The organism is Segeticoccus rhizosphaerae, assembly GCF_009192725.1.
Taxonomy (GTDB): domain Bacteria; phylum Actinomycetota; class Actinomycetes; order Actinomycetales; family Dermatophilaceae; genus Segeticoccus; species Segeticoccus rhizosphaerae.
This window is the reverse complement of sequence record NZ_VOHR01000539.1, coordinates 1-1,532: the sequence shown is the minus strand read 5'-3', so window position 1 is coordinate 1,532 and position 1,532 is coordinate 1. Positions and strand designations below refer to the sequence as shown.

General features: G+C 72.1%; 1 protein-coding gene. It reads left to right on the top strand.

Features of this window, described 5'->3' with window-relative positions; translation table 11 throughout:
* Positions 1–119 precede the first annotated feature (119 nt).
* Positions 120–1,532: urease subunit alpha (locus tag FRW57_RS21450; protein WP_152187022.1), on the top strand; the 1,413-nt coding region annotated here is incomplete at its 3' end.

Sequence of the window (1,532 nt, the reverse complement as noted above, 5' to 3'; positions counted from 1 at the left end):
GACGCCCCGGGCGCGCGCGAGCAGGCGCTCGAACAGGCCCGGGGCTGCGGCTACCTCGATGCGTCGGCGGCCGGCGGCGCGGGCCCGGGCACGGGATTGCCGGACGCGGGTGAGGACGGGTGAGCACGTCATACGGGCCGACCACCGGCGACCGGGTCGTCCTGGGCGACACCGGTCTGGTGGTGCTGGTCGAGCACGACTCCCAGAAGCCGGGTGAGGAGTTCGTCGCCGGCTTCGCCCGGACCGCGCGCGACGGCATGCACCTGCGCGCCGACACCGTCGCGGACACCTGCGACGTGGTCGTCTCCAACGTCCTCGTACTGGACCCAGTGCTGGGGGTCCGCAAGACCTCGATCGGCATCAGGCAGGGACGGATCGCGGCGATCGGGCGGGCCGGCAACCCGGACACCCTGGACGGCGTCGAGGTCGTCGTCGGCACCGGCACCGCGATCGTCAGTGGTGAGGGCCTGATCGCGACGGCCGGCGTCATCGACACGCACGTCCACCTGATCACGCCACGCGTCATGGAGGCGTCGCTGTCCTCCGGGGTGACCACGATCATCGGGCAGGAGTTCGGTCCGGTCTGGGGCGTCGGGGTGAACTCGCCCTGGGCGCTGCGCACCGCCTTCGCGTCGTTCGACGCCTGGCCGATCAACATCGGGTTCCTCGCCCGCGGATCCTCCTCTCGCCCGGGGCCTTTGGTCGAGGCACTGGTCGAGGGCGGCGCCTGCGGGTTCAAGGTCCACGAGGACATGGGGGCCCACGCACGCGCCCTGGACACCGCGCTCACCGTCGCCGAGGAACATGACGTGCAGGTCGCGGTCCACACCGACGGGCTCAACGAGAGTCTCTTCGTCGCTGACACCCTCGCGGCGCTCGACGGTCGGACGGTGCACGCCTTCCACGTCGAGGGCTGCGGCGGCGGCCACGCACCGGACGTGCTCAGCCTGGCCGGCGTGCCGACCGTCATCGGTTCGTCCACCAACCCCACCCTGCCGTTCGGTCGCGATGCAGTCGCCGAGCACTTCGACATGATCATGGACGTCCACGGCCTGTCCCCCGACGTGCCGACCGACCTGACCATCACCCGCGACCGGATCCGCGCCTCCACCATGGGTGCGGAGAACGTGCTGCACGACCTCGGAGTCATCCCGATCACCTCCTCGGACGCGCAGGGCATGGGCCGCGCCGGGGAGACGGTGCGCCGCACCTTCGGCCTCGCGGGCGTGATGAAGCGGACCAGGGGCGCCGAGGACCCGCGGCACGACAACGCTCGGGTGCTGCGCTACCTCGCCAAGCTGACGCTCAATCCCGCCGTGGCACATGGGATGTCACACGAGATCGGCTCGCTGGAGGTCGGCAAGATGGCCGACCTCGTGCTGTGGGACCCGGCCCGGTTCGGCGCCAAGCCCGAGCTCGTCCTCAAGGCCGGGTTCCCGGCCTGGGGCGCCACCGGCGACCCGAACGCCGCCATCGACACCGCCCAGCCGGTCGTGCTCGGGCCCCAGTTCGGCGGCCATGGCGGGGCGCCG